At 70.1% G+C, this 26,697-nt stretch carries 20 protein-coding genes; 11 read left to right on the top strand and 9 right to left on the bottom strand.

The window, feature by feature from the left end; translation table 11 throughout:
- Window positions 1-10 precede the first annotated feature (10 nt).
- The 6 genes from Pka01_RS22915 to Pka01_RS22940 form a co-directional block, all read right to left on the bottom strand.
- Window positions 11-502, bottom strand: a complete 492-nt coding sequence (locus Pka01_RS22915) for an HIT family protein (RefSeq protein ID WP_239115227.1) — start codon at window positions 500-502, stop codon at window positions 11-13.
- On the bottom strand, window positions 502-1,662 hold the full coding sequence (locus Pka01_RS22920) for an acyl-CoA dehydrogenase family protein (RefSeq protein ID WP_203884897.1): 1,161 nt from the start codon (window positions 1,660-1,662) through the stop codon (window positions 502-504). The genes Pka01_RS22915 and Pka01_RS22920 overlap by 1 nt, the downstream gene beginning before the upstream one ends.
- The gene (locus Pka01_RS22925; protein WP_203884898.1) at window positions 1,662-2,156 is read right to left on the bottom strand and encodes a MaoC family dehydratase; all 495 of its coding nucleotides are present in this window, start codon (window positions 2,154-2,156) and stop codon (window positions 1,662-1,664) included. The genes Pka01_RS22920 and Pka01_RS22925 overlap by 1 nt, the downstream gene beginning before the upstream one ends.
- Before the next feature lie 30 nt (window positions 2,157-2,186).
- Window positions 2,187-2,600 (bottom strand): phage holin family protein, encoded by a 414-nt coding sequence (locus Pka01_RS22930; protein ID WP_239115215.1) that lies wholly within the window; start codon window positions 2,598-2,600, stop codon window positions 2,187-2,189.
- A gap of 220 nt (window positions 2,601-2,820) precedes the next feature.
- A complete protein-coding gene (locus Pka01_RS22935; RefSeq protein WP_203884899.1) occupies window positions 2,821-4,242 on the bottom strand; it encodes a sensor histidine kinase in 1,422 nt (473 codons plus the stop codon).
- Between the two features lie 85 nt (window positions 4,243-4,327).
- Window positions 4,328-5,068 (bottom strand): response regulator transcription factor, encoded by a 741-nt coding sequence (locus Pka01_RS22940; protein WP_203884900.1) that lies wholly within the window; start codon window positions 5,066-5,068, stop codon window positions 4,328-4,330.
- A 278-nt stretch (window positions 5,069-5,346) separates the two neighbouring features.
- Between Pka01_RS22940 and Pka01_RS22945 the strand changes: the two genes are divergently transcribed.
- Genes Pka01_RS22945 through Pka01_RS22955 form a run of 3 tightly spaced genes read left to right on the top strand, consistent with a single transcriptional unit; the run spans window position 5,347 to window position 7,994 of the window.
- Window positions 5,347-6,711 (top strand): ferredoxin reductase family protein, encoded by a 1,365-nt coding sequence (locus tag Pka01_RS22945; protein WP_203884901.1) that lies wholly within the window; start codon window positions 5,347-5,349, stop codon window positions 6,709-6,711.
- Window positions 6,712-6,720: 9 nt separating this feature from the next.
- On the top strand, window positions 6,721-7,251 hold the full coding sequence (locus tag Pka01_RS22950) for an FMN-binding protein (protein WP_203884902.1): 531 nt from the start codon (window positions 6,721-6,723) through the stop codon (window positions 7,249-7,251).
- A gap of 20 nt (window positions 7,252-7,271) precedes the next feature.
- Window positions 7,272-7,994: an FAD:protein FMN transferase gene (locus tag Pka01_RS22955; protein WP_203884903.1), complete on the top strand. Its 723-nt coding sequence runs from the start codon at window positions 7,272-7,274 to the stop codon at window positions 7,992-7,994.
- Between the two features lie 207 nt (window positions 7,995-8,201).
- Here Pka01_RS22955 and Pka01_RS22960 read toward each other — a convergent pair whose 3' ends face one another.
- A complete protein-coding gene (locus tag Pka01_RS22960; RefSeq protein WP_308442269.1) occupies window positions 8,202-9,632 on the bottom strand; it encodes an HNH endonuclease signature motif containing protein in 1,431 nt (476 codons plus the stop codon).
- A gap of 637 nt (window positions 9,633-10,269) precedes the next feature.
- Here Pka01_RS22960 and Pka01_RS40860 point away from each other — a divergent pair.
- Together Pka01_RS40860 and Pka01_RS22970 are read left to right on the top strand one after the other, a co-directional pair.
- Window positions 10,270-13,560, top strand: coding sequence for a DEAD/DEAH box helicase (locus Pka01_RS40860; RefSeq protein WP_203884905.1), 3,291 nt, complete (start codon window positions 10,270-10,272; stop codon window positions 13,558-13,560).
- Window positions 13,560-14,435 (top strand): SWIM zinc finger family protein, encoded by an 876-nt coding sequence (locus Pka01_RS22970; protein WP_203884906.1) that lies wholly within the window; start codon window positions 13,560-13,562, stop codon window positions 14,433-14,435. The genes Pka01_RS40860 and Pka01_RS22970 overlap by 1 nt, the downstream gene beginning before the upstream one ends.
- On the opposite strand, the gene Pka01_RS22975 is transcribed toward Pka01_RS22970, so the two are convergent.
- Window positions 14,398-15,327, bottom strand: a complete 930-nt coding sequence (locus Pka01_RS22975) for a diacylglycerol/lipid kinase family protein (RefSeq protein WP_203884907.1) — start codon at window positions 15,325-15,327, stop codon at window positions 14,398-14,400. The two genes, Pka01_RS22970 and Pka01_RS22975, sit on opposite strands and share 38 nt — an antisense overlap.
- Before the next feature lie 98 nt (window positions 15,328-15,425).
- Complete coding sequence (locus Pka01_RS22980; protein ID WP_239115217.1) at window positions 15,426-18,143, bottom strand: immune inhibitor A domain-containing protein; 2,718 nt, start codon at window positions 18,141-18,143, stop codon at window positions 15,426-15,428.
- 226 nt (window positions 18,144-18,369) lie between these two features.
- Between Pka01_RS22980 and Pka01_RS22985 the strand changes: the two genes are divergently transcribed.
- Genes Pka01_RS22985 through Pka01_RS23010 form a run of 6 tightly spaced genes read left to right on the top strand, consistent with a single transcriptional unit; the run spans window position 18,370 to window position 26,623 of the window.
- Complete coding sequence (locus tag Pka01_RS22985; RefSeq protein WP_239115218.1) at window positions 18,370-19,734, top strand: FAD-binding oxidoreductase; 1,365 nt, start codon at window positions 18,370-18,372, stop codon at window positions 19,732-19,734.
- Between the two features lie 30 nt (window positions 19,735-19,764).
- Window positions 19,765-20,391 (top strand): TetR/AcrR family transcriptional regulator, encoded by a 627-nt coding sequence (locus tag Pka01_RS22990; protein WP_203884909.1) that lies wholly within the window; start codon window positions 19,765-19,767, stop codon window positions 20,389-20,391.
- On the top strand, window positions 20,388-21,983 hold the full coding sequence (locus Pka01_RS22995) for an acyl-CoA carboxylase subunit beta (RefSeq protein WP_203884910.1): 1,596 nt from the start codon (window positions 20,388-20,390) through the stop codon (window positions 21,981-21,983). Before Pka01_RS22990 ends, Pka01_RS22995 begins: the two co-directional genes overlap by 4 nt.
- Window positions 21,984-21,996: 13 nt before the next feature.
- Complete coding sequence (locus Pka01_RS23000; RefSeq protein WP_203884911.1) at window positions 21,997-24,126, top strand: ATP-binding protein; 2,130 nt, start codon at window positions 21,997-21,999, stop codon at window positions 24,124-24,126.
- Window positions 24,126-24,893 (top strand): enoyl-CoA hydratase-related protein, encoded by a 768-nt coding sequence (locus Pka01_RS23005; RefSeq protein WP_203884912.1) that lies wholly within the window; start codon window positions 24,126-24,128, stop codon window positions 24,891-24,893. Before Pka01_RS23000 ends, Pka01_RS23005 begins: the two co-directional genes overlap by 1 nt.
- Entirely contained in the window at window positions 24,890-26,623 is a 1,734-nt protein-coding gene (locus Pka01_RS23010; RefSeq protein ID WP_203884913.1) for an acyclic terpene utilization AtuA family protein, read from the top strand. Before Pka01_RS23005 ends, Pka01_RS23010 begins: the two co-directional genes overlap by 4 nt.
- The last annotated feature ends 74 nt before the right edge of the window (window positions 26,624-26,697 follow it).

A 26,697-nucleotide genomic window follows, 5' to 3' on the forward strand; every position in this document is an offset into this window, starting at 1 on the left:
GCGCGGTCCTTTACGATGTAGATTTTTTGAGCGCAGACTTTTTGAGCGTGGACTTTTCGAGCGCCGCCCGGATGCGGTCGGCGGTCTCAACGGCCTCCGCGTCGTCGGCGTACTTCATGCGGGGCCAGAAGAACCCGCGCAGGCCGTCCTTGCGGTTGCGCGGCACGACATGGGCGTGCAGGTGCGGGACGCTCTGACTGACCCGGTTGTTCATGGCCACGAAGGTGCCGGCGGCCTCCATGCCCTCCTCGACCGCCCGGGCGACGGCCTGCACCCGCTCGAAGAAGGGCCCGACCATCTCGACCGGCAGGTCGGTCAGGGTCTCCACGTGCCCATGGGGGACGACCAGCACGTGGCCCTTGAACACCGGCCGGGCGTCGAGGAAGGCGGCCACGACCTCGTCGGAGAAGACGACCTGGGCCGGCCGCTCCCCGGCCGCGATCTCGCAGAACAGGCATCCGGGCACGTACGGCCCCGCATTCGGCATCTCGGTATTGTCCATCACCAGCCGAGGGTGGCGGTGCCCTGGACGAGCGCCCTGGCGATCACCAGCCGCTGCACGTCGTTGGTGCCCTCCCCGATCGCCATCAGAGGGGCGTCGCGGTAGAGCCGCTCGACCACGAACTCCTGGGAGTAGCCGTAGCCGCCGTGGATCCGCATCGCCTCCATCGTCGCCCTGAGCGCGACTTCCGAGGCGAAGTACTTCGCCATGGCGGCCTCGCTGGCGACGGCGCCCGACTCCGACCGCACCGCGGCCCAATAGGTCATCAGGCGGGCGGCCTGGATCTCGGTGGCCATGTCGGCCAGCTTGAGCTGCACGGCCTGGAAGTCCGCGATCGGCTGGCCGAAGGCCTGCCGCTGCCGCGAGTAGGCCAGCGCCGCGTCGAAGGCGCACTGGGCCACGCCCACGGCCCGCGCGGCGATGTTGATGCGGCCGAGTTCGAGCGCCGACAACACCTGCTGCATGCCCCGCCCCTCCACGCCGCCGAGAAGACAGGACGCGGGGACGCGCACGTCGGTCAGGACCACCTCGCACGTCTCGGTGCCCTTGTAGCCGAGCTTCGGCAGGTCCCTGCTGATCGTGAGGCCCTCCCGCGAGCCGTCGACGAGCAGCACCGACATGCCGCGGTGCGCGGGGGTCTCCTCTGAGGTCTTCACCAGCACGGGCAGCGGGTCGGCGTGCCGGGCGTTGGTGATCCACGTCTTCGTGCCGTTGATCACGTACTCGTCCCCGTCCCTGACCGCCCGGGTGCGGATGCCCTGCAGGTCGGTCCCCGCGCCTGGCTCGGTCAGGGCGATCCCCGTGCGGCGGGCGCCGCTCGCCAGGTCGGGAAGATAGTGGGCTCGCTGCTCCTCGGTGCCGTGATGGGCGATCATCCAGGTGGCGAGCGAATGCGAGCCGAGGACGCCGGCCACCCCCATCCAGCCGCGGGCGATCTCTTCGAAGACGAGGGCGAACGACACCCGGTCGAGGTCGAGCCCGCCGTACTGCTCGGGGACCGTGAGGCCGAACAGCCCCATCTGGCGGAAACGGTCGACGATCTCCGTGGGGTAGCGCCCCGTCCGCTCCCATTCGGAGGCGACGGGCACGATGTCCTTTTCCACGAACTCCCGCAGAGTCCGCTGGAAGAGCCGCTGGTCCTCGTTCAGCTCGAAGTCCATCACGCCTCCAGCGGGCCGGTCTTGGCACGCGGGAAGTAGCCCTTGTCGTGCGGGGCGTCGCGCCGGTAGACCATGACGGACCGGCGCCAGGACATGACCTCGTCGCCGTCCTGGTTGAGCCCGCGCGTCCGGCACGTCACGATTCCGGCGTACGGCCGCGACCTGGACTCCCGCGCCTCGAGCACGATCGACTCCGCGTAGAGCGTGTCGCCGATGAAGACGGGATGGGTGAGCTTGATCTCGTCCCAGCCGAGGTTCATCATCGCGGTCTGGCTGACGTCCATGACCGACAGGCCGGAGTTGACGATGATCCGCCCCACCGGCGCACCGGCCGCGAAATGGGCGTTGAAGTGGTTCTGGTTCGTGTTCATCGTCAGCAACGTGAACCAGGTGTTGTCCGCCTCGCTGATCGTCCGGCCGAGGGGATGCTGGTAGACGTCTCCGACCACGAAATCCTCGTAGTAGCGCCCGATCCGGGCCTCATGCACCGTCACACTGGAATCGTATTCGGACGACCCCGTGGATCATCGATACGATTTGTGTGGTGTCGCGGCGTCGATGTCGGACTTGATCCCGTGGATCGCCCGACCGGGAGTCGGCGGGGTCGCCCGAGAGACCTGACCCTTGCCGAGCATGCCCAGCACGGCCGCCACGATCAGCAGCAGGACGCCGATGACGAGCGCGCTCGCCCATCCGGGCAGCACCAGCGCCAGGGCGAGGATGGCGGCGGCCACCAGAGCGGCCCCGGCGTAGAAGCCCATGGCTCCCGCGCCGCCGAACAGGCCGGCGCCCCGGCCCGCCCGCTTGCCCTTCTGCGTCATCTCCGCCTTCGCCAGGCGCATCTCGTCGCGGACGAGTCTGGAGACGTCCTCGGAGAGGCGTCGTACCAGTTCACCGGTCGACGGCTTCTCGGTCTGTCTGATCATCTGGTCGGTCATGGCATGCCTCCCTTCCAGCGATGGGGTGCGGCCTACCCGCACAAAGGAGCCCTAACCCACACGGAGAACATGAAAGTTTCAGTCACGAAACGGCCGGGTCACGTGCCGCGACGTGGCAGAAGGCCGGTCCCGCGGGATCGGCTCACAACTGTCTGACGAGATCGTGTGAGGCCTGGCGGTCCCGTCGGCCGGGCGAGCCGGCTCATCCGGCTCATCCGGCTCATCCGGCTGGAAGGAACACGCGGAACACCGTACGGCCGGGACGGCTTTCCAGGTCGACGGTTCCTCCGTGGGCGGTGACCACCGCCCGGACGATGGCCAGGCCGAGGCCGCTGCCGCCGGACGCCCGTGAGCGGGCCTTGTCCACCCTGACGAAGCGTTCGAAGATCTCCTTCTGCGGCTCCTCCGGGATGCCCGGCCCATCGTCGGCCACGGTCAGTTCGATCCTCCCGGCTTCCCCCGTGCCCAAAACCCGGAGCTTGACGGTGACAGTGGTGCCCTCCGGGGTGTGCAGCCGGGCGTTGCCGAGCAGGTTGGCGACGACCTGGTGGAGCCGGTCGGCGTCACCGGTCACCGTCAGCGGCTCTTCTGGGAGCTCCAGCCGCCACCGGTGGCCCGGGCCGTACACGCGTACGTCTCCCGTCGCGTCGATCACCAGGCGGCTCAGGTCCACCTCGTCCCGCGCCAGCGGTCTGCCCTCGTCGAGCCTGGCCAGCAGCAGCAGATCGTCGACGAGCGACCCCATCCGCGCGGACTCCGCGTCGATCCGCTCCAGGGCATGCCGTACGGCAGGGGGGACCTGGGCCGCGTCCCTCCGGGCCAGTTCGACGTGCGCACGGACGGTCGCGAGCGGCGTGCGCAACTCGTGGCCGGCGTCGGCCGCGAACGTGCGCATCCGCTGCTCACTCGCGTGCCTCCTGGCCAGCGCGTCGCCGACGTGGAAGAGCATGCGGTTGAAAGCACCGCCGACCTGCCCGACCTCGGTCCTGTCGTCGTCGTACGGCACCCGCTCGGGAAGCTGTACCTCCCCGCTGGCCAGCGGCAACTCTGTCACCTGCCGGGCCGTGGCCGCGACCCGCTGCAGGGGGCGGAGCGAGAGCCGTACCCAGATCGTGCCCGCGACCCCGGTGCCCGCCATGACGGCGGCGAAGACGACGGCCTCGACGAGCTGAAGACGGCGAAGCGTGGCGTTGGCGCCTTCCGTCGGGAGCCCGTTGATCAGCACGTCGCCGTCGGCGCCGGCGACGGCCATCACGCGATAGTCGTCGAGCACCGACAGGTCCACGCTGTGGGCCTTGCCGTCAAGCGGCACACCGGCCAGGACGGACGCGTCGGCCCCGGAAAGCGTGATGCGAACGGTCCCGGATGCCACCACGGCGGCGTCGGTCACGTGCCCGCCAACCAGGCGGACTCCGAGCGTGCCGCGCGACTGCCCCCTGCTGTCCCCGCCCTCGCCGTTCTCATTGTGGTGCTCCAGGCTGGCGGCGAACCTGCCGACCGTCATCGACAGCTGCTGGTCCACCCGCTGCAGCAGGAACCCCCTGAGCGCGAGGGAGGTCGCCACGCCGACCACCACGCAGCCAAGAGCGAGCAGCACGAGCACTCCCGCCACCAGGCGGCCCCGAAGCGTGCGCGGCCTCATGTGTTCATTGTGTTCACGGTGTTCACGGTGTTCACGGTGTTCACGGTGTTCACGGTGTTCACGGTGTTCACGGTGTTCACGGCCTTCATGGTTTTTCCGATGGCCTGAGGACGTATCCCACACCCCGGACCGTGTGAATGAGAGGCGGCCTGCCCACGTCGATCTTCTTGCGCAGGTAGCTGATGTACAGCTCGACGACATGGGCCTGACCGCCGAAGTCATAGGACCAGACCCGGTCGAGGATCTGCGCCTTGCTGAGCACCCGGCGCGGATTGCGCATCAGGAAGCGCAGCAACTCGAACTCGGTCGGCGTCAGCTCGACGAACTCGCCGCCGCGGGTCACCTCCCGCGCGTCCTCGTCCATCACGAGATCCCCCACCGTCAGCGGGGTGCCCACCGCGGCCTGGGCCATGCCCGCACGGCGCAGCAGCCCCCGCAGCCGGGCGAGCACCTCTTCCAGGCTGAACGGCTTCGTCACGTAGTCGTCGCCGCCCGCGGTTATTCCGGCGATCCGGTCCTCCACGGCGTCCCTCGCAGTGAGGAACAGCACGCACACCTGCGGCGCGTCGGACCTCAGGCGCCGGAGCACCTCGAGGCCGCCGATGTCGGGCAGCATCACATCGAGCAGCACCGCGTCCGGACGGAAGTCGCGGGCCATGGTCAGGGCGCTCAGGCCGTCAGCGGCGGCACGGACATCCCAGCCCTCGTAGCGCAGGACCGCGCCGAGGACCTCGACCAGATCGGGCTCGTCGTCGACGACGAGGACCCTGACCGGGGTGCCGTCGGGACGGAGCACCTTCGGAAGCGGGAGGGAAACGGGCTGCATAGCTTCCAAGGGTCCTTCCTGGTCACCCTGCCGACTCTCTGCGTTCTCTCTGAGAATCCTATGAATAATCCGTTTTGCCCCTTTTCAAGGGCGACTCAGAGGTTCGGCTGGCACGGTGGTGATCCGACAGACACTCCGGCGAATCGGACTCTCGCACGGAGACGGCTCGAGGGCTGAACGGCTCGAGGGCTGAACGGTTCGAGGGCTGAACGGTTCGAGGGCTGAACGGCTCGACGGCTCGACGGCTCGACGGCTCGACCGAGAAGGGAGACACTCGCGTGGCCATCGACGCACCCGGCGAAATGCCGGGCGACGCGACGGGCGGCATGCCCACCCGCATGGTCCCGGCCGCCGCGATTTCGGCCATCGGGGCGGGCGCCGTGGCGGTACTGGCGCTGTGGTGGGCCGACACCCCGGCCGTGGTGGGCCTGGACGAATGGCTGACCGGCGCCGGCCGGATCACCGGTCTGCTCGCCGGATACGCGATCACGGTGTTGCTCGCGCTGATGGCACGCATTCCGGTGCTGGAGCACGGCGTCGGCTCCGACCGGCTCGCCCGCTGGCACGCGATGGGCGGACGGTACGTCGTGTGCCTGGCCGTGAGTCACACGCTCCTGATCATCTGGGGATACGCGGTCACCGACGGCACCGGCATCGTCAGCGAGACCGTCACGCTGAATTTGACCTACCCTGACGTGCTCAAGGCCACCGTGGCCGTGCTTCTCCTGGTCGGGATCGGGATCGTCTCCGCCCGCGCGATCAGACCGAGACTGCGCTATGAAACCTGGTTCCACCTGCACTTCTACACGTACCTGGCCGCATGGCTGGCGTTCGGGCACGTTCTGGCCGACGGCAACGAGTTCATCGGGAACCGCACGGCTCAGGCCGCGTGGTACGCCCTCTACCTCGGGGTCGCTCTGGTGCTGGTGTGGAATCGATTCCTCACCCCGATACGCCAGGCCCTTCTGCACCGGTTCACGGTGACGCGGGTCATCGAGGAGGCTCCAGGGGTCATCTCGATCCACATCGCCGGGCGCCGCCTCGACAGGCTGAAGATCGAGCCTGGCCAGTTCTTCCGCTGGCGGTTCCTCACCCGTGGACTGTGGTGGTCGGCCAATCCCTACTCGTTGTCGGCCGCTCCCCGCCGGAACGGGTTGCGGATCACCGTGAAGGACCTGGGTGACCACAGCAGGGGCCTGGCCGGGATACGCCCGGGGACCAGAGTCCTCGCGGAAGGGCCGTACGGCTCGTTCACCGCGAGACGCCGTACGAGGCGCAAGGTGCTTCTGATCGCCGGAGGAGTGGGCATCACGCCGCTGAGGGCTCTGTTCGAGTCGATACCGGCGGCGCCCGGCGACCTGACGCTGCTCTATCGTGCCCGGACGTCCGAGGACCTGGTGTTCCGTACCGAACTTGAGCAGATCTCCGCCAGACGGGGCACGGGGCTCCTCTACTGCGTCGGGCCCCGCAGCGTGGTCGGCGACCCGTTCACTCCTCACACCCTTACGGCGCTGGTCCCCCACCTGCCCGACCACGATGTCTACGTCTGCGGGCCGACCGGCATGACCGGCCGCGTGATCCCCGCGCTCCGGGCCGCGGGCGTGCCCCGCCGTCGTATCCACCACGAATCGTTCGAGTTCTGAAGGGCGCCCATGCGAAGCGCGATATTCGCCGTGATCGTCACCGCCACCGGCCTCGTCCTGTTGCTGTCCTTCAAGCCCCACAACGTCACGGCGGCCCCGGAACGCCCCGGCGTGATGTCAGACCCCCCCGCCGGCGACGCGAACGGTCAGGCCGATACTCCCGCGACATCCGGCAAGAAGAGCACGGGAAAGGCCGTACCGAAGGTAACGGCTAACCCGGGAAGCTGGCCGGGCGACGGCGCCGGCCTGGGCGAGACAGCCGGCGAGAAGGTCATCAGCGGTGTCGTCGCCGACACACGATTCGGTCCTGTTCAGGTGCAACTCGTGCTCTCCGACGGGAAGATCACGGGAGTGCAGGTCCTTCAGGCCCCGCAGGAGAGCCGCAGGGACTTCAGTATCAACAGCGAGGCGCTGCCGATCCTCGATCAGGAGGCCCTGGCCGCCCAGTCCGCGCGGATCGACACGGTCTCCGGCGCCACCTACACGAGCGACGGCTACGTCCGGTCCCTGCAGAGCGCACTCGACCGGGCCGGCCTGTGACGCGCCATGCCGAGCATGTGATGGGCACCGTCTTCTCCTTCGACGTACGGGACGACGGCTTCGAACGTGCGGTCGCCGAGGCCGTGGAGTGGCTGCACCGGGTCGACGAGACGTTCTCGACGTATCGGCCAGAGAGCGTGGTCAGCCGACTGGACAGAGGGGAGATCACCCTGGCCGACTGCCCGCCGGAGGTCGTGGAGGTCCTTCGCCTGTGTGACGAGGCGTCGCGGGTGTCCCGCGGATACTTCACGCCCCGTCCCGGCGGCCGTCTCGACCCGTCGGCCGTCGTGAAGGGCTGGGCGATCGAACGGGCCTCACGCATCCTGACGCGTGCGGGAGCGGCGAACCACTGCGTGAACGGTGGGGGCGACGTGCAGCTCGCCGGATCTTCCGCTTCCGGTGGCCCCTGGCGGGTCGGCATCGCCCATCCCCTGCGTCCGGGCGAACTCGCCGCCGTGGTGACGGGGCGCGATCTGGCGGTCGCGACCTCGGGCACGGCTGAGCGCGGCGCACACATCATCGACCCGCACACCGGCCGCCCCGCGACGGCGCTCGCCTCCATCACGCTCATTGGAGAAAGCCTGACCATGACCGACACGTACGCCACGGCAGCCTTCGCCATGGGAGACGCCGCCCGCGACTGGGTCGGAGAACTGGAAGGCTTCGAGGCCTTCGCCGTCACGGCCTCCGGTGCCACCTGGCACACAGGAGACTTTCCGAAGCTTGCGGTTCTCACTGACTGACGTCTACATGTCACGCCTGCCACGCCGCGACATGCCACGCCGCGACATGTCACGCCGCCGAGCGATGGGTCACCCGTGGAGACGATCACCCGGCCCCGCATTGCCGGTGGCGGCGGCGCTGCGACCTCCGGCCTTCGGGGCAGGCGTCATTCCCGTCCGGTGGCGTGGTCGCCCCTCCCGGTGTCGGTACCGGCCGGCGTCTGCTGATCATGTTCGCGTGGGTCGGTTGACGGGCCCTCCGGCGTTCCGGTCAGTGTTCTGGCCGGTGTTCCGGGCGGTGTTCCGGCTGGTGTGGGTGCCGGTGTAGGTGAAGGCCCAGCGGTCTTTGCCGGTTCGCCGCCGTTGGTAGAGATGGGGGCGGCGGTAGCGGTCGCGGTTGTGGAACTGGCAGGCCGGGCCGAGCAGGCGCAGGTCGGTACGGCCGCCGTCGGACCAGTTGTCGGCATGGTCGATCTGGCACATCGTGGCCGGGAGCGGGCAGCCCTGCACCCAGCAGGTGGCGTAGCGGGCGAAGGCGGCTTTGCGCTGGGCCTTGGTCGCCAGCCGCACCGCCCGGCCCATGTCCAGGACCTGACCGTCGGCGTCCATCACCAACCGCACCAGCGACGAGGTCCGCGCCAGCCGGTGGATCTCCCGCACCGGCAGCAGCTGCCCGGTCGCCAGCAACAGCCCGGGCACCAGGCGATCCACCCGTTCACCCAGGCCCGCCCACCAGGCCGCACCATCCCCCAACTCCGGCTCAGGCTCGTCCCTCGGTACTGCCCCCGGTTCTCGTTCTTGCTCTGGGGCGGCGGTTGATCGGCCGGGTCCCGGGTCAGTCTCGGCAGTGGGCTCAGCGCTGCCATCAGCTGTGGGCTCGGCACCGTCATCAGCACCGGCCTGCTCGCCCTTGTCTGCGGCCTGCGGGCCGGGCGGGGAGTTCTTGGCAGGGTGGTCATCGGGCAGGGACTCCGCGTTGACCAGCACCAGCAACTCGGTACTTATCTGCTGCCCCAGCAACGCGATGAACGCATCCGCGTTCCGCACCCGAAGCGGCCGATCATCCCCCTCCACCTTCGGCCGCGCGAATGCGTCCAGCAACGCCCGCAACCGCGCCCCCGCCTCCCGCGGCAATCGGAACTCCCCCTCCAGGCCACCCGACCCCGTCGGCCGCACGCGGAGAAAGCGGCGCCCATGGTCAGCCTCGGACTCCTTATCCGACCACCCAGGGTCCAGCACCTCCCGCAGATACCGGCCCGCCCGGGACACCTCACCCGGACTCGCCCGATCCGCCAACCCCACCAAAATCGGCTCAGCCACCCTCGCCTGTTCATCGCTGAGCCCGCTCGTCGCCACGCAAATCGCGGCAACCTGCCCCTCACTCAACGACCCCTCAGCAAAACGAGTCCGCACCACCGGCAACCGAGCCAACTCCACCGCCAAACCCACCAGCGACGACGCCGAACCCGAACTCATTCCACACCCGCTGCGCAACCAGGTCCGCGTACTCGCATGACCGTGCGCCCGCGCCTCCCCCGCGCCGTGCACCCGCCCCACCCGCGCCGCGATCGCCGACATCAACCGATCCCGCGCGAACACCAACTCCTCAACCTCGGCCAGACACCCCGCCGCCGACCCCGGCATCCCCACCCCAGCCATCTCCAGTGCGACCCGCCGAACCTCAGCCACCACCACCCATGAGGCCCGACCGCTGACCCCGCCACGGCCGTGGTCACCCCCAGACGCGGCCCCCGCCTCGGATGACGCGTCACCAGCGCAGGCGCCGAAACCTGCCTCATCCGCGGAGCCGAAATCACGAGCAGCCGAACCATCCGACCACCACCCCGACGAACCACCCACTCCAGAGAGCCACTCACCACCCGCGTCCGGCGCCCGCCCCACCGGCTCAACAATCTCGAACAACGCCGCGCACCTCCAAGCAATTCGAACACGTGTATGAATCCTTTCACAAACGCAGAGCGTGAGCAACTCGAAGCTTTAAGTAATCGAAACTGGTCGAGAAGGAGGCAATCGTCAATAACTTCCAAATTTCCGAGCAAAACGGCACGTATTGTCGGAACGGTCAGCGCCCGTACGCGAATCTCCGTGAGGCCTGCGCCAGCGGTCGGATCGCCGCTCTGCACCCAGTGAGGGCTATATAGCTGCAGGCTCGTCGCCGGGTCTGGCCTGTCACGCTCAGGAGTCCTTTTCGTGCCTCCGCTCGAGCCCACGATGCCCGGGTCGCGAAGGCGCGAGCTCGGCCAAGGCGATATCCACAGGCTGAGCCCGGCCCGGCATGGCAGGCATCTGCCGCTGCTACGGTTTCGAAGGGCGAAGGGAGGCGGCGGCGGTGCTGGTGGTCCACGGAACATGGATCGACGGCCGACTGGCGCTGTGGGCTGAGGACACGCCAAGCGAAGCCGAGACAAACGGAGCCGCGGCAAAGGGGCTCTCATCAAACGGAGCCTCCTCAGACAGACCCTCCTCAGGCAGACCCTCATCAACCAGAACCTCGTCGACCAGGACCTCATCAGGCGGGTCTTCGTCCGCGCGTGCGCATCCCTTCGCGGCCTCCACGGACGGGCTCCTCACCGAGTTGCCGCTCTGGGGTGACCTCGCAGCGGCGATCTCCGGCAAGGCGACCGTCTCCGAGCTGACCATGCTGCTGCCGAGCGCTGCTCGGAGCCCGCTCCCCTCTCCCGAGTCAGGCCTGAACGTCGGCGCCCGCCGGCCCAGGATCAGCTCGTGGCGCGTACCAGGGCTACTGGTCGAACCCGCCGCCGCGCTCGACCTGCTCGACGTGGTCGACGACATCGCCCGCCTCCCCGCGGCCGCGTACGAACCGGGCGAGTCACTCGACGGCGCGCCGGTTCCCGGCACCTCGCTGCGTTACCTCGCCGTCGTCGCGGCGAATGTTCGCGACATGGTCCGCCGGGGCCGGATCCTGCCGCAACTCGTCGCAGAAGGGGACGGCTACGCGGCACGCTGGCGGCCGGTGCTCACCGGTGCCGACGGGACGCGTTTCCGGGAACTCACGGCCGCGATGCCACCGGTCTGCCGCGCGGCGGGCGAGGAGCGGCCCTCCGTCCACGTGCTCGGCGAGCTCGTCGCCGGGCTCGCGGACGCCGCCGTACGGCAGGCGCTCCCCGAACGCCTCCTCGGGGGCCACCGCCCGGGCACGCGCAGCCCTCTGGCCGACCGCTGGATCATCGCCCTCACCGGGGACGACGCCTTCCTTCCCGGTGTGACCGCGCATGCGGCCGAGCAACTGGCCCGGCCGCTCAACGCCTGGATGAGTCAGGCACAGCGTGCGGACGGCCCCTTCCGCGTGTGCTTCCGGCTCGCGGAACCACCCGAACCGGAAGCGACCGAACCCGAGACCACCGAACAGGAGAGCACCGAACAGGAAGCGACTGGACCGGAACCGCCCACCACCGAGGACGGCGAAGCCTGGCAGGTCGAGTTCGCCCTCCAGGGCGCGGACGACCCGAGCCTCTACCTTCCCGCCGAGTTCCTGTGGGCGGGCGAGACCGTACCAGGCCTCCATGGACGCCCCGAGGAGACGCTGCTGGCCGGGCTCGGCAGGGCCGCTCGCCTCTATCCCAAGATCGACGAGGCTCTCCGGGGCACCCGCCCGTCCGGAATCCGGCTCGACATGGCGGGCGCCTTCTATTTCCTCCGGCACGCGGCCCCTCTCCTGCAGGCGGCGGGATTCGGAGTCCAGCTGCCCGCCTGGGCCGGGAAGTCGCGGCTGGGCCTCAAGCTGACCACCAGATCACAGAGATCCGGCCCAGGAGCGGCCTCGGATCAGGGCTTCGGCCTCGGGCAGCTCGTGAACTTCCGGGTCGACCTTGCCATCGGCGACGAGACGATCACCGAGGACCAGCTGGCCGAGCTCGTCCGGCTCAAGGTCCCGCTGGTCCGCGTGAGAGGGCGCTGGGTCGAGCTGGACGACCGCCAGCTCGGCGCCGCGCTCAGAGCGGTCGAACGCCGCCGTTCCGGCGAGATGACGGTCGCAGAGGTGATCCAGGAGGTCGTCCACGGCGGCGAGGAGGACCTGCCCATGGTCGTGGACGCCGACGGCCTGCTCGGCGACCTGCTGTCCGGCGAGGCGGACCGCCGTCTGACGCCGGTGGCCACGCCCGTGGCATTCCACGGCAGCCTGCGCCCCTACCAGGAACGCGGCCTCTCCTGGCTGGCGTTCATGTCCGGCATCGGGCTGGGCGCCGTCCTCGCCGACGACATGGGGCTCGGCAAGACCGCCCAGACACTGTCCCTCCTGCTGGAGGAGCGGGCGGACGGCGCACGGCCGGACCCGACGCTGCTGGTCTGCCCAATGTCCCTGCTGAGCAACTGGCAGAAGGAGGCCTCGAGGTTCGCCCCCTCCCTCGACGTCTACCTCCACCACGGCGGGTCCCGCCTGCGCGAGGAGGAGCTCGCCGAGCGTGTCTCCCGGGCCGACCTCGTCCTCACGACGTACGGCACGGCGCTGCGCGACCGGGGGACGCTCGCCGGGTTCACCTGGGGCCGGATCGTGTGCGACGAGGCCCAGGCGATCAAGAACAGCGCCGCCAGGCAGGCCCAGGCCGTCCGCTCCCTACCGGCCAGGACGCGGCTGGCGCTGACCGGAACGCCGGTCGAGAACCATCTGGCCGAGCTCTGGTCGATCATGGAGTTCTGCAACCCGGGGCTTCTCGGGACCGCCAAGGCGTTCAGGACCCGTTTCCAGGAGCCGATCGAACGTCATGGCGACGAGGCCGCGACGGCCGCTCTCCGGCGCGCCACCGGCCCGTTCGTTCTGCGCCGCCTCAAGACCGACAAGACGATCATCTCTGACCTGCCGGACAAGCTGGAGATGAAGATCTGGTGCACGCTCACGCCTGAGCAGGCGACCCTCTATCAGGCGGTCGTCGAGGACATGATGGGCAAGATCACGAGCTCTGAGGGCATCGAGCGCCGCGGCAACGTCCTGGCCGCGATGACCAAGCTCAAGCAGGTCTGCAACCACCCGGCGCACCTCCTCAAGGACGGCTCCCGCCTGGCCGGCCGTTCGGGGAAGCTCGCCCGACTGGAGGAACTGGCCGAGGAGATCGTCGCCGAGGGCGACAAGGCCCTGGTCTTCACCCAGTACGCCGAGTTCGGCACGCTGCTCCAGCCGTATCTGGCGGCGCACCTGGACCGGCCGGTGCTCTGGCTGCACGGCGGCCTGCCAAAGGCCGGGCGTGACGCGCTCGTCGAGCGGTTCCAGGAGGACGACGAGCCGATGGTGTTCCTGCTGTCGCTGAAGGCGGCCGGCACCGGGCTGAACCTGACCGCGGCCAACCATGTGGTCCACGTCGACCGCTGGTGGAACCCCGCCGTCGAGAACCAGGCCACCGACCGGGCGTTCCGCATCGGGCAGACCAAGAACGTCCAGGTCAGGAAGTTCATCTGCGTGGGGACGCTGGAGGAGCGGATCGACGAGATGATCGAGCGCAAGAAGGCCCTCGCGGAGAGCGTCGTCGGCGCCGGCGAGGACTGGATCGCGAACCTGTCGACCGAGGAACTGCGGGAGCTGTTCCGCCTGTCGCCTGAGGCGGTGAGCTGATGGGGCTCCCACCCGACCCGCACGACCCGCGCGACCTGCGCAACCAGCGCGACCAGCGCGACCAGCGCGACCAGCGCGACCTGCGCGACCTGCGCGAGCCGCAGGAGCAGCCCGAGGGGCTGCGGGCGCGCTCCAGGCGCGGGACCATGGGCGAGCGGTGGTGGTCCCGGCGCTTCATCGACATCCTGGAGACCATCTGCGACAAGGGCCGGCTCAGCCGGGGGCGCAACTACGCCCGCTCCGGCAGGGTGCTCGAGCTCGACATCGCGCGGGGCCACGTCGCGGCCCGCGTCCAGGGTTCACGGCCCGATCCGTACCGCGTGGACGTCCGGATCGAAGCCTATGGGGACGGCGACTGGGAGATCCTGACCGAGGCCCTCGCCGCACGCGCGCTGTACCGGGCCAAGCTGCTCGCCGGGGAGATGCCGCCGGAGATCGAGGACGTGTTCGCCGACTGCGGCCTGCCGCTGTTCCCCGACGAGCGGGGACTGGAGATGGAGTGCTCCTGCCCCGACTGGGGCTTTCCCTGCAAGCATCTGTCGGCGGTGCTCTATCTGCTCGCCGAGCGGTTCGACGACGACCCGTTCCTGGTGCTGGCGTGGCGCGGCATGCCGAAGCAGTCGTTGCTCGACGACCTCCGTGAGGTCACCGACGACGTGCCGTTCACCGAACGGCTGACCACCTTCTACGAGGCGGGAACGTCGCTGGCCCGGTTGCGGCACCAGCCTTCGCGGGCTTCGGCTCCCGCGGACATCCTGCTCCGCTCGCTCGACCCGCCCGCGGTCAAGGCCAGGCACATCCCCATCACCGATCTGCTGCGCCCGGCCTACCGGCGGCTCATCGATCCACGAAGTCCTGGGGAACCATCACCCTGACGCCGTTCGGGATCGTCTTGATGACCAGGGGGGTGCGCAGCCGCACCTCGCCGTCGATGTCGGCGGCCATCGGCGGATCGGTCTCCACCAGGATCTCGCTGCCGGTGACGAACGGGCCGCCGGCGAGGCTGCGCCACCGGCCGGTGGTGGCCCGCACGAGGGTCTCGCCGATCAGCCGCAGCCGCTTGCCGGACCCGAGCTGGTAGGCGACGAGCATGCGGTTGTCGATCCCGGCGTCCCTGGCGATCTGCCACCCGCCGTGGAAACGGCCGTTGGCGATGTTGAGCTGGTGGGTGAGCAGCTCGTGCCGCCGCCCGTCCGCGGTGATGTACGCGCGGAACGGCTGGTGGCCGGGGAGGACCCTCATCGCGGTGAGCGGATAGGCGGCCCGGCCCACGAGCCGCTTGAACCACGGCCGTACGGTCCCGGCGACCTCGACGGAGACTCCGAAGCTGGCGAGGTTGGCGAACGGCCGGTCGCCGCACAGGCCGAGGTCGATGTCGGCGACCTTGCCCTCGGTGAGGACGCGGACCGCCCCCTGAAGGTCGAGCGGCAGGCCGAGGCTGCGGGCGAAGTTGTTGGTGGTGCCGAGCGGGAGGGCGCCGAGGGCGACGTCCTTGCCGGCCACGTGCTTGATCGTGCTGCTCAGCGTGCCGTCGCCGCCGCCGGCGATCAGCAGGTCGGGCTTCGCGGACAGCGCGCGCTCGACGATTTCGCGGAGGCGGGAGGGGTCCGTGATCGGATGCACGCCGGTGAGCTGGAAGTTCGCGGCTTGGACGAGGTGTAAGACCTCGGCGTAGTGACGCCGGCCTCGTCTGGATCTGGTGTTCACCACCAGGGCGGCCCGCCGGTGCTCGTGGATGGCCGCGGTGTGGTCCGCCTTACTCCGCATGATCACATCGTAGGCACATCCGGAGGGTTCCGCGCCGGTGCCGGGAGCCGGGAGTGCCCGGCGGCCTGAGGCCGCTGGGCACCCGTGACGCTACTTGGCTACTTCTTCACCGGCGTGGTCTTCGGCGGCGTGACCTGGACGATCACACCGAGGTTGCCGGGCAGGGGGCTGACCAGCTTGACCTGGACGCCGAGCTGCTTGCCCTCGTCGCCGGGGTTGCCGGTGCCGAGGATGCTGCCGATGTCCGCGCCGTAGTAGTCCGTCGCCGGGGAACCGTCGGGGTTGACGACCCGGGTGGTGTACGGCTGGTTGTCCTTGGACGGCACGACGGTCGAGGCGTCGCGCATCCGGTAGAACAGGCTGCCGTCACGCACCTCGATGCCGGGGTACCAGCCCTTGGCGTCGGTGAAGGTCTTCACCGCGGGCTGCTTGCCGTACGAGGTGCAGTACTGCGTGAACGGCGCGCCCTCGATGCACTCCTTGAACGGGTAGGTGCCTTCGAAGTTGAACGCCGCGTTGGAGGACTGGGGCCGCGAGGGCAGGTTCTTCAGCGCGGACGTGTCGATCGTGGCCGCCGCACCCGTACGGCGGAGCGGATCGAAGTGCGAGTCCACCAGGAGCAGCTCGCCCTTCGGGCCCACCGACGGCAGGTCGAAGGAGGAGTCGGCCACGTTGTTGTCGGTACGGGACGCGTCGCGGTACCAGACCAGCAGACCGGGCGCGTTGTACTTGATCTTCTCGACCTTCCAGGCGCCGTCGCGCTGGTAGGTGGTGTCGTAGGCGTACTGCAGGCCCTTGTCGAAGCCGTCGAGGTTGCGCCACTCCGCCAGGTAGTACTGGGCGGACTCGAGCTGGCCGGAGTGGATCACGAACCCGGCGCCCGACGTGTCGGTGAAGGTGCCCGTGGTGGCGGTCCAGCCGTTTGCGCCGCCTTCGACGTCGTCGCTCCACACGGTCGCCGCGCCGTTGGTGAGCGAGAAGTCGTCGTTGAACGAGCCGCGCTCCTCGGCCGCCGCGTCCGTGGCGTAGCGCAGGCGGACCTGCACGTTCTTGCCGGCGTAGGGGGCGAGGTCGGCGTAGAGGTTCTGCCAGCCGGCGCTCTCACCGGTGAGGCCGTACTTCTTGTTGCCGTAGTCGACCATGCGGTGGTTCGGGTCGTCGTAGCCGTCGTCGGTCGACGCGAGGGTGCCGTCCGCGTGGTAGATCTTCTGCTCGGTCCAGGTCGTGCCGCCGTCGGCGGAGACCTCGAAGAAGCCGTAGTCCCAGTCCTGCTCGATGCTGTAGTCGCTCCACCAGCGGAACTTCACGTCGGTGCCGGCCGGGACGCTGACCGTGCGGGTCAGGCGGGTGTCCGCCCAGCTCTGGTCGCTGTTGGACCACCACAGGTTGGATCCGCTGTGCGGGGTCGACATGACGACGTGCTTGTCCGGGAGGTTGATCCGCAGACCGTCCTCCGTGCCCTTCGGCGTCCGGGAGGTCTGGCCGATCACCTGGAGGCTCGTCCGGTCACCCGGGTTGACGATCTTCGGGTTGGCCCAGCCGAGCACCCACTTGTCCCAGATGCCCATGTGGGTCGGCAGCGACTGGAAGATCGGCCCGGAGTGCGAGCCGCTGGACATGAGGTCCCAGAAGTCGATGTCGGAGTCGCCCGTGCCCGAGGTGTCGTAGAGGTCGGGCAGGCCCAGGTCGTGGCCGTACTCGTGGGCGAACACGCCGACGCCCGCGTCCTCCGGCTGGAGGATGTAGTTGGAGATCTTCACGTTCGTACCCGGCACGGTGTAGCCGCCGGTCACGTCGCTGGAGTGCGCCCAGAGGGAGAACGTGCCCTCGGCGCCGCCGCCGCCGGACTTGTCCTCGCCGGCGTGGATGAGCACGAGATGGTCGATCACGCCGTCGGGCTCGTCGAGGTTGCCGTCGCCGTCGGCGTCGGAGACGTCTTCCTTGTCATAGTCGGCCCAGTTGAACGACGGGTTCGACGCGGCCAGCGCGTTCACCGCGTCGATGGGAAGCTGGGCGGCTCCGCGCGGGTTGTCGGGGTGGCCGGACATGTCCTGCGGAATGGTGCCGCACTTGCCCGCGCCGTACCAGGCCTCGGAGTGCGGGACCTTGATCCAGCCGACCGCCTGGCCGGTGACGGTGTAGGCGCCCTTCGACAGCTCCTCGTACATGTTCTTCATCGTGGAGCCGGAGATGTCGATGCCCTTCTTGCCGTCCCTGGGGTCGGTCAGGTCGGGGCGGACCCGCTTGGTGATCCCCTTGGACGTGTAGAGCATGTCGTTGTAGTGGGCCGTGTTGAAGTCGGAGACCCACATCGAGTTGTTGTCCTTGCCGCCGCCGGCGGCGAGGGCGGGGTTCTGGATCTTGTTGTGCAACGGCCCGTTCAGCTTGGTGCCCGGGGGCTCGGTCACACAATCGTTGACGTCGTCAATCGTCTTCGGGTGCGACCAGCCGGAGAAGTCGTCGTTCGCCTGGTCGTTGAACTCGACGAGCAGCGTGAGGAGTTCGGCCTTCTTGGTGGTCTTCGCCTTCTTGTAAATGAAGTCGAAGGGGTTCTTCCCGGTCCGCAGGGCCTGCTTCTCGTGCTTGGCCAGCACGCGCGCGGCCACCGGGTTGCCCATGGCGAACTTGCGGTCGATCTCCGCAGCCGTCGGGCCGCGCCTGGCGGCCTTGGACGGCACCCTCTCGTCGACCGTGGTGACATCACCCTGGACGCGGGGGGACGCGTAGTTGATGTAGTGGTCCTTGGCCGACGGCTGGTACGAGGCGGTGGACTCGGCGGCGCCGGTGGTGGCCAGACCGGCCGCTGCGAGCCCCAATGCAGGAACGATGGCGGCTAACCGCCGAAATCTCTTAGACAACAAGATCCCTTCCCCGCCCGGGGTTCTCCGGACGCCGTTCAGGTCGCACCGGGATAGGCGCGCTGGACGGACCATAAAGAGAAGGTAAAGGAGGGTAAAGACCCTTCACCGAAGGTTGTCAAACCGTGATCTTTCTTCGAAACGCGCGTTACCGCCTTTTTGTGACCGGCCGTACAGTCCAGTTGTGAAAGACCACAACGCCGACCCTGTGACCGACCCGCTGAGCGGGCTCGTCGCCGCACTTCCCGAAGGCCGGGTGCTGACCGACCCGGACGTCACCGACTCGTACGCGCGGGACCGCACGTTCGTGACGCCGGGACGGGCGCTCGGCGTCGTGCTCGCGCAGTCCAGGGACGACGTGGTCGCGACGATGCGCTGGGCGAGCGAGCATCGCGTGCCCGTGGTGCCGCGCGGCGCCGGCAGCGGCCTCGCCGGTGGGGCGACCGCCGTCGACGGGTGCATCATCCTGTCGCTGGCCAGGATGACGGCGATCCGCGAACTGTCCCCGGCGGACGAGATCGCGGTCGTCGAGCCCGGTGTGATCACCGCCGACCTCGACCGGGCCGCCCGCGAGCACGGGCTCATGTACGCGCCCGACCCGTCCTCGTACGAGATCTCCACGATCGGCGGCAACCTGGCGACGAACGCGGGCGGTCTGCGCTGCGTGAAGTACGGCGTGACCCGCGACTCGACACTGGGGCTTGAGGTCGTGCTCGCGGACGGAAGGGTGCTCGACACCGGGCGGCGGACGGTGAAGGGGGTCACCGGATACGACCTGACGGGGTTGTTCGTCGGCTCGGAGGGCACGCTGGGCGTGATCACCGCGGCCACCGTCCGGCTGCGGCGCCTGCCGCGGCAGGTCGCCACCGTCGCCGCCGAGTTCACCTCGTTGCGGGACGCCGCCTCCGCCGTCTCGGCGATCATCGCGGCCGGCTGCCGGCCCTCGATGCTGGAGCTGATGGACAGGACCACACTGGAGGCCATCGACTCCTGGAAGAACATCGGCCTGGAGCCGGAGACGAGGGCCATGCTCATCGCGCAGTCCGAGGGCTCGACGGAGGAGATGGCCGCGCTGTGCGGGGCGGCCTCCTTCGTCGCGGAGGCGTCGACGCCCGAGGAGGCGGCGGAGCTGATCGGTCTGCGGCGGCTCGCCTACGAGGCCAAGGAGCGCCTCGGCCAGTGCCTCGTCGAGGACGTGTGCGTGCCCCGTTCACGCCTGCCCGAGATGATCTCCGCGGTCGAGGAGGCCGCGAGCAGGCACGGCGTCGCCATCGCGACGGTGGCGCACGCGGGGGACGGCAACCTGCACCCCGTGTTCATCTTCGACCGCGGCCTGGCGGACCCGCCGGCCGAGGTCTGGGCCGCGGCCGACGAAATCTTCCGCACGGCTCTCGATCTGGGCGGCACCCTGACGGGCGAGCACGGCGTGGGCGTGCTCAAGCGCCGGTGGCTCGGGCTGGAGATCGGGCCCGTCGCCGCCGAGCTGCAACTGGGGATCAAGCAGGTGTTCGACCCCCACAACATCCTCAATCCGGGAAAGGCCCTCTGAATCGGTCCATTCGCGGGTAGGGTACCTGACGTGATCGTCAAGTCCGGGCCGCCGATCACCGGACGCGGCCGCCGCACCAGGACCGCCCTGGTCCGGGCGGGCCGGGAGGCGTTCGAGGAGCATCCGTACGAGGCCGTGCGGGTGGACGACGTGTGCACGCGGGCGGGCGTCTCGCACGGCACCTTCTACACCTACTTCGATTCCAAGGAAGCCCTGTTCCGCGAGGTGGCCGAGGCGGTCGTCGGCGAGATGTTCGCGGCGAGCGCCGTCGGGACGGCCGCCTCCGGCGATCCGCACGCCAGGGTCGCGGCGGCCAACCGGCTGTACCTGCGGGCCTGGGCGGACAACTCGCGCCTGATGCGCATGCTGGAACAGGCCGCGATGGCCGACGAGAGCTTCCGCGGCCTGTTGCTGGAGCTTCGAGAGGTGTTCGTGCGGCGCGGCGCCGAGGGGCTGCGGCGCCTCCAGGAGGAGGGGCTGGCCGACCCCTCGCTCGACCCGCGGCTGACGGCCGTCATGCTGGGCGGGATGGTCGAACACTTCGCCCACGTGTGGCTGGATCTCGGGGAATCGTGCGACGAGGAGACGGCGGTGGACATGTTGACGACGTTGTGGGCCAGAGCGATCCGACTCGGAGAGGGGCAGGTGCCCCGATGACCGTCGTCGACAGCCGGCTGGACGCCTCCGGCCCCGAGTACGGCTCCCGCCGCGCGGCCATGCTGGCCAAGCTGACCGACCTGGACGCCGAGCACGCCAAGGCCGTGGCCGGCGGCGGGCCGAAGTACGTCGAGCGGCACAGGGACCGGGGGAAGCTGCTCGCGCGCGAGCGGATCGAGTTGCTCGTCGACCCCGACTCCCCGTTCCTGGAGCTGTCCCCCCTCGCGGCGTGGGGATCCGACTTCCCCGTGGGCGCGAGCGTGGTGACCGGCATCGGCGTCATCGAGGGCGTCGAGTGTGTGATCACCGCCAACGACCCGACCGTCCGGGGCGGCTCCTCCAACCCGTGGACCCTTCGCAAGACCCTGCGGGCCGCCGACATCGCCCTGCAGAACCGCATGCCGTTCGTCAACCTGGTGGAGTCGGGAGGAGCCGACCTTCCGACGCAGAAGGAGATCTTCATCCCCGGCGGCCGGATATTTCGTGATCTGACCAGGCTGTCGGCGGCCGGGATCCCCACCATCGCGCTGGTCTTCGGCAACTCCACGGCCGGCGGGGCGTACGTCCCCGGCATGAGCGACTACGTCGTCATGGTCAGGGAGCAGGCCAAGGTCTTCCTGGGCGGGCCGCCCCTGGTGAAGATGGCGACCGGCGAGGAGTCCGACGACGAGTCGCTCGGCGGGGCCGAGATGCACGCGCGCACCTCCGGCCTGGCCGACTACCTCGCGGCCGACGAGCGCGACGCCCTTCGCCTGGGCCGCCAGATCGTGCGGCGGCTCGGCCGGCAGAAGGCAGGCCGGCCTCCCGGCGCCGCGGCCGCACCCCTCTTCGACGAGGACGAACTGCTGGGGATCGTCCCGGAGGACCTGAAGATCCCGTTCGATCCGCGCGAGGTCATCGCCCGGGTGGTGGACGGCAGCGACTTCGACGAGTTCAAGCCGCTCTACGGCGCGAGCCTGGTGACCGGATGGGCGTCGGTGCACGGGCACCCGGTCGGGATCCTCGCCAACGCGCGCGGCGTCCTGTTCGGCGAGGAGGCGCAGAAGGCGGCGCAGTTCATCCAGCTCGCGAACCAGTCGCGCACCCCGCTGGTGTTCCTGCAGAACACGACGGGCTACATGGTCGGCAAGGACTACGAGCAGGGCGGCATCATCAAGCAGGGCGCGATGATGATCAACGCGGTGTCCAACTCGACCGTGCCGCACATCACGATCGTCATGGGAGCCTCCTACGGCGCGGGCAACTACGGGATGTGCGGGCGGGCCTACGATCCCCGGTTCCTGTTCTCGTGGCCGAGCGCCAAGTCGGCCGTCATGGGGCCGGCGCAGCTGGCCGGCGTCCTGTCGATCGTGGGGCGGGCCGCCGCCGAGGCGCGCGGCCAGGTCTACGACGAGGAGGCCGACGCGGCGATGCGGCAGATGGTGGAGGCGCAGATCGAAGCCGAGTCGCTGCCGTTCTTCCTGTCCGGCAGGCTCTACGACGACGGCGTGATCGACCCCCGCGACACCAGGACCGTGCTCGGGATCTGCCTGTCCGCGGTCGGCAACGCGCCGGCCGCCGAACCCGCCGGCTACGGCGTCTTCCGGATGTGAAGGGGTGGTGGGGATGATCCGGCGACTGCTGGTGGCCAACCGGGGAGAGATCGCTCGCCGGGTCTTCAGGACCTGTCGTGAGCTGGGCGTGGAGACGGTCGCCGTCTACTCCGACGCCGACGCGTCCGCGGCGCACGTGGCCGAGGCCGACCATGCCGTACGGCTGGGCGACCCCCGGGCGTACCTGGATCCCGAGCGGATCGTCGAGGCCGCCCGGCTGTCGGGGGCCGACGCCGTCCATCCCGGCTACGGCTTCCTGTCGGAGAACGCGCCGTTCGCCCGGGCAGTGCTCGACGCGGGGCTGACGTGGGTCGGGCCCTCCCCCGAGGCCATCGCCGCGATGGGGTCCAAGATCGAGGCCAAGGCGATGATGATCGAGGCCGGGGTGCCGGTGCTCAGCGGCATCGCCGTCACGCCGGACGCGCTGCCCGCGCTCGACCTCCCCGTGCTCGTGAAGGCCTCGGCGGGAGGCGGCGGGCGGGGCATGCGCGTCGTCCGCGACCAGGCGGAGTTGGCCGCCGCCGTCGAGTCGGCCCAGCGGGAGGCGCTGTCGGCGTTCGGGGACGGCACGGTGTTCGCCGAGCCGCTCGTCGAGGGCGCCCGGCACATCGAGGTGCAGATCCTCGCAGACTCCCACGGCACCGTCTGGGCGCTGGGCGAGCGGGAGTGCTCGATCCAGCGCCGCCACCAGAAGGTCGTGGAGGAGGCGCCCTCCCCCGCCGTCTCCCCCGAACTGCGCCGGGAGTTGTGCGACGCGGCCGTCCGGGCCGCGAAGGCGATCGGCTACGTGGGCGCGGGAACGGTGGAGTTCCTGCTCGGGGAGAACGGCTTCTTCTTCCTGGAGATGAACACCCGGCTCCAGGTGGAGCACCCGGTGACCGAGTGCGTCTATGGAGTGGACCTCGTCCGGCTCCAGCTGGAGATCGCGGAGGGCGCCCAGCTGGCGGGGCTGCCGCCGAGCCCGGTGGGTCACGCGATCGAGGTCCGCCTCTACGCGGAGGACCCGGCGCGGGGCTGGCTGCCGCAGAGCGGCGTGCTGCGCCGGTTCGAGGTCCCGGACGTCGACGCCGAGTTCCGGCTGGGCGGACGGCTCCGGCTCGACTCCGGGGTGGTGACCGGAGACGAGGTCGGCGTCCATTACGACCCCATGCTCGCCAAGATCATCTCCTTCGGCGAGACCCGCGCGGAGGCCGCGCGCAGGCTCGCCTCCGCGCTCGCCCGGACGAAGATCCACGGCCTCACGACGAACCGCGACCTGCTCGTCTCGGTGCTCCGGCATCCCGACTTCCTGTCAGGAGCCCTCGACACCGGCTTCCTCGACCGGCACGCGGTGGACGCTCCGCTCGCGGGCGCGGAGGCCGTGCGGCTGTCTGGACTCGCCGCGGCACTCGCCCAGGCCGCGGGCAACCGCGGCTCCGCGCGGGTGCTGGGCGGCATGCCCAGCGGCTGGCGCAACGTCGTCTCCCAGTCCCAGCGCGCGGCCTTCCGCACCGAGCGGGGCGACACGGTCGAGGTCGCCTACCGGTTCACCCGCGACGGCCTCGCGGCGGAGGGCTTCGACGGAGTCACGCTGGTGTCCGCGGCACCCGGCCGGGTGGTTCTCGAGGCGGGCGGGCTCCGGCACGCGTTCGACATCGCCGCCTACCCGGGCCTCGTGCACGTCGACTCCCACCTCGGTCCTGTACGGCTCGAGCCGGTGGAGCGGCTGCCGGAGCCGGTCGAGCGGGTGGTGCCCGGCTCGCTGCTGGCCCCCATGCCGGGCACGGTGCTGCGGGTGGAGGTCGCGCTGGGCGACACGGTGACGGCCGGGCAGCCGGTGATCGTGCTCGAGGCCATGAAGATGGAGCATCGGATCATGTCCTCAGCCTCTGGAACGGTGTCCGCCCTGAACGTCGCGCCCGGCCGTCAGGTCGAGGCGGGAGCCGTACTCGCCGTGATCGAGGAGGCCGTGGAACCCGCGGACCCGGCCGACCCGGTGGACCCGGCCGACCCGGTGGACCCGGGCACCCCGGCCGACCCGGTGGACCCGGCGGACCAGGCGCCCGCGGTACCGGGGCCCCAGAACGCCGGACCTCAGAACGCCGCGCCGCCAGGGGCCGCGCCCGCGGCGACGCCGATGACGGAACCGGCCGGGGAGCAGTGATGGAGCCATTCGTACGCCGTGAGGAGGCGGGCGGCGTGGCCACGATCACGCTCGACTCGCCGCACAACCGCAACGCGCTCTCGTCCCGGCTTCTGGCGGAACTGGACGACGCGCTGACCTGGGCGATCGGCGAGCGGGACGTACGCGTCGCCGTCCTGACCGGGGAAGGGCCCGTGTTCTGCTCCGGCGCCGACCTGAAGGAGCAGCGCGGCGGCGCGCCGGTCACGGCGTCGTTCCCGGAGATCATGAGCCTGATCTGGGAGAGCCCGAAGCCGGTCGTCTGCCGCCTGAACGGCACGGCACGCGCGGGCGGGCTCGGCCTCGTGGCCGCATGCGACTTCGCCATCGCCCCGGAGACGGCGTCGTTCGCGTTCAGCGAGGTGCGACTGGGCGTGGTCCCGGCGATGATCTCGGTGACCACCCTGCGCAGGCTCGATCCGCGTGCCGCCGCCGAGTACTTCATGACCGGCGAGGTCTTCACCGCCGCGCGCGCGGCCGAGATCGGCCTGCTGACGCGTGCCGTGCCTGAGGAGGATCTCGACGCCACGGTGGCGCACTACACGGACATGCTGCTGCGCGGCGCGCCCGAGGCGCTCGCCATCACCAAGCGGCTCGTCCGGGAGGTCCCGGCGATGCCGGTCGACGAGGGGTTCCGCCGGATGGCCGAGCTGTCGGCGCAGCGGTTCACCTCCGAGGAGGGCCAGGAGGGCATCCGCGCCTTCATGGAGAAGCGGCCCGCCTCCTGGGTGCCGGACGGCCGGGCATGACGACCCGGCGGGTGCGCATCGCCAACTGCAGCGGCTTCTACGGCGACCGCCTGTCGGCCGCGCGGGAGATGGTCGAGGGCGGCCCGATCGACGTGCTCACCGGCGACTGGCTGGCCGAGCTGACCATGATGATCCTCGCGGGCAACCGGCTGAAGGGACGTCCGGGCTACGCCCGCACCTTCCTCACCCAGATGGAGCAGGTCCTCGGCACCTGCCTCGACCGGGGCATCAAGATCGTCTCGAACGCGGGCGGCCTCGATCCGCGTGCCTGCGCCGAGGCCGTCTCCGAGCTCGCCGCCCGTCTCGGACTGAGCGCGTCCGTCGCCCATGTGACCGGCGACGACCTCATGCCGCTGGACGGTCCGGTCGTCGACGCGGTCACGGGCGAGATCCTCGCGGCCACGCCGATCACGGCCAACGCCTACCTCGGCGGGCGCCCCATCGCGGTGGCGCTCGAGCACGGCGCCGACGTCGTCGTCACCGGGCGCGTGACCGACGCCGCCCTGGTGACCGGGCCCGGCATGTGGTGGTACGGCTGGGGCCCCGGCGACCTCGACGCGCTGGCGGGGTCGGTGGTCGCGGGCCACATCATCGAGTGCGGCTGCCAGGCCACCGGCGGCAACTACGCGTTCTTCGGCGAGGTGCCCGACCTGGCGCACTGCGGCTTCCCCATCGCCGAGTTGCGGGCCGACGGGTCCAGCGTGATCACCAAGCATCCCGGCACGGGCGGCCTGGTGTCGGTGGGCACCGTGACCGCCCAGCTGCTCTACGAGATCGGCTCGCCGCGATATCTCGGGCCGGACGCGACGGCCCGGTTCGACACGATCCGGCTGGAGCAGGAGGGCCCCGACCGCGTGCTCGTGTCCGGGGTGCGCGGGGAGGCTCCGCCGGCCACGCTGAAGGTCGCGGTCAACCACCTCGGCGGCTACCGCAACACGATGACGCTTGTGCTCACCGGGCTCGGCATCGAGGAGAAGGCCCGCGTCGCGCAGGAGGCCGTCTGGGCCCGCGTGCCCCGCGAGTCCTTCGACCAGGTCCACGTCGAGCTGACCCCGATGCTCCCGCCGGCCGGCGGCGCGGGCACCGCCCTGCTGCGCATCACCGTGATGGACGCCGACAAGGCGAAGGCCGGGCGGGCGTTCTCCTCTGCCGTGGTCGAGACCGGTCTGGCGGGCTATCCGGGTTTCTACGGCCTCACTCCCCCGGGCGACGCCTCGCCGTACGGCGTCTTCACCGCGTCGTCGGTCGACGCGGAGGCCGTGCGCGCGGTGGTGACCGTGGGCGGCACCCGGATCGAGGTGCCCCACGTGGCCCCGTCCGAGAGCGCGCACGAGCCCGTGGCTCCCGGTTCGGTCGGCGCGGCGGGCTCGCCCGCGGACGGCCCGGTCCGGCCGCTCGGGACGGTGGCCGGGGCCCGCTCCGGCGACAAGGGCGGCGACGCGAACCTGGGCGTCTGGGTCCGTACGGCGGAGCAGTACGCGTGGCTGAGCGATTTCCTCACCGCCGACAGGCTGAGGGAGCTGCTGCCGGAGACCGCGGGCCTGCCGGTCGAGCGGTTCGCGCTGCCGAACCTGCTCGCGCTCAACTTCGTGGTGCGGGGCCTGCTGGGGCGGGGTGTCGCGGCCAGCCCGCTGCTCGACGCCCAGGCGAAGGCGCTGGGTGAACGACTGAGAGCCGTCTCCATGCCCATTCCCCTGTTTTCCGACGCCCCCAAAAACGACATTTCCTGAAATAGCGGAGCAGAGAGAACGGGATTCGTCCTACTATTGCGCGCAATTGCACTTCTTGGCGCTCAATGCGGGGG

It is taken from the genome of Planotetraspora kaengkrachanensis (assembly GCF_016862895.1).
Taxonomy (GTDB): domain Bacteria; phylum Actinomycetota; class Actinomycetes; order Streptosporangiales; family Streptosporangiaceae; genus Planotetraspora; species Planotetraspora kaengkrachanensis.